The organism is Frigoribacterium sp. CFBP 13712, assembly GCF_014842255.1.
GTDB lineage: Bacteria > Actinomycetota > Actinomycetes > Actinomycetales > Microbacteriaceae > Frigoribacterium.
The window spans coordinates 1-1,494 of record NZ_JACYVH010000021.1 but is presented as its reverse complement, the minus strand read 5'-3'; the positions used below and the strand labels follow the sequence as shown (position 1 = coordinate 1,494).

2 protein-coding genes are annotated in these 1,494 nt (G+C 63.2%); both read left to right on the top strand.

The features are described 5' to 3' along the window. Nucleotides 1-396: 396 nt before the first annotated feature. A complete protein-coding gene (locus IFT51_RS14725) occupies nucleotides 397-618 on the top strand; it encodes a hypothetical protein (protein WP_192061840.1) in 222 nt (73 codons plus the stop codon). A gap of 564 nt (nucleotides 619-1,182) precedes the next feature. Continuing rightward, nucleotides 1,183-1,377 carry a hypothetical protein gene (locus IFT51_RS14720; protein WP_192061839.1) on the top strand — a complete coding sequence of 65 codons (195 nt, stop codon included), beginning with the start codon at nucleotides 1,183-1,185 and terminating at the stop codon, nucleotides 1,375-1,377. Nucleotides 1,378-1,494 lie beyond the last annotated feature (117 nt).

The window sequence follows — 1,494 nt, the reverse complement described above, 5'->3', positions numbered from 1 at the left end:
CCGCGAACACCGCTACGACCTTGGGCTCTCCAGGCGACGAGGCGGTCCGCTAGCCGATTGTCTATCGGGCTCCCGCTACGGAGCGTCCGTCAGACAATGGCCCGACCCACGGTCAGCGCTGCGACTGACGTCGCACGACGAAAGTCATGGCCACCGCGAAAACGAGGAGCGTCACCCCGAGGGGCAAGAGGACCAAAAGTGCCTGCGTGGCGAAGAGGGTGGTGGCGAGGAGCGCCACTCCGACGACTGCGCAAATCACAGTGATGCGGGTCCATAGGGCTCGCTGCCTTGAAGTCATGTCGAATGGTCGCACAGCAGACCAGCTGCAGCCGTGTCCGATAGCTGATCCCCTATCGGACGCGACGACGCACGCGTCCGTGGAGTTACTGTGCAGGCATGACCGCAAAATCCGTCGGCAATGTGCTCGCCTGCGTCGGCACGCTCGTCTTAGTTGGGGGCGTGGGTCTCCTCGTCGTGTCTAGGGACATCGACGGAGTGTCTGGTTTCTCGATCGCCGGCGCATGGTGCATCGTCGTCGCTGGTGCCGCGAACGTCACCTCGGGCTTGATTCTGCGCCGACAGGTTTGGCGTAGGCGGAGATCTGGTAGCAACCGCTGAGGGATCGTCTATCGGGACGGAGGTACAGCGCCCGTCTCTTGCCGCCCTCGCACAGTTCGTCGACGGCGACCGGCCCAGCGGGTGAGAAGGACCCCGACGACGAGGAACATGATGGCAAGGGCAACGAACAGGCCCCATAGCCACTCCGGTGCACCGTCCTCCTGAGCGAGCCGGAAGACGAACCCCACCACAATGACCGCGACGAACGCAAAACCGCTGCCTGCGAAGCCTTCCCACCGAAGCGGCTTGACGCGCGGCGGGAGCTCATCATGCATGGGGTCGACCATACGCGCCGCCACCAACGAACAAAGCGGCGTGCTACCCCGTAGGTGATCATCGATCGGGCGCAGTCACGTTCCGTTCGTGGCTCGGCATCCGATAAGAAGAGTCATGCCTATTCAGCCTGTTCGGCGCGACTTCGATCTCTCGACCTCCATTGCGCCCGACGAGGTGACCGATCGTGTCGCTGGGCTCCTCCACGAGCTGACTCGTCGGCCCACGACGAATGCTCGCATGGGCAGCGTTCGGACGGGATCTCGAGTTGCCTACCGACTCTTCGGCAGCGTGATGAACGCTGGCAAGAAGCGACTGCCCATGATCGTCAGCTGGTCGATCACGGACAACAGGCCTGGCAGCAATTTGCACCTCGAGATGAAGAGCGACGAAGGCAGCTACGCCTTCGCCACCCGATGGCACTACCAGGCCTACGAGCAGCGCTTCTCCCAATGCGAGAAAAGTATTCGGAGCCACCTCTCCTGACATGCCCTGCCCGGAGCCCGATCGGCTACCGGGCACCAGATCTCTCCGGGGCACATGGCCCCGACGCAGGTGCGAATCTGGAAGGGTGGGGATGATCAGGTTGGGGTGTTGTGGGTC